The organism is Monashia sp. HAY1-5C (genome assembly GCF_056755255.1).
In genome coordinates this window covers 1-236 of sequence record NZ_JBPGXG010000749.1, presented here as the reverse complement: position 1 = coordinate 236, position 236 = coordinate 1, and the positions used below count along the sequence as shown (strand labels likewise).

Annotated in this window: 1 pseudogene; it reads left to right on the top strand. The window is 66.9% G+C overall.

Annotated elements, in window-relative coordinates:
* Positions 1-216, top strand: a pseudogene (locus ACR9ZK_RS23415) (hypothetical protein); the annotation flags it as partial.
* Positions 217-236 lie beyond the last annotated feature (20 nt).

Here is a 236-nt window from a genome sequence, read left to right as displayed (position 1 = left end):
AGATCTACACTCCCTCCGTCGTCGGCAGCGTCAGATGTGTATAAGAGACAGGTCAAGGCCGAGTTCGAGATCGACCTGCCGCGCCCGCGCGTCGTCCAGGAGATCCGCCTCGACCCGCGCTTCACCCGCCTCTACGGGCAGATCTGGGAGGCGCTGCGCGCCGAGGTCGAGGAGGCCTACGCCCGCACGACACGTCTGACGGAGGTGGCCTCGTGATCGACACGACCGCAGGACGC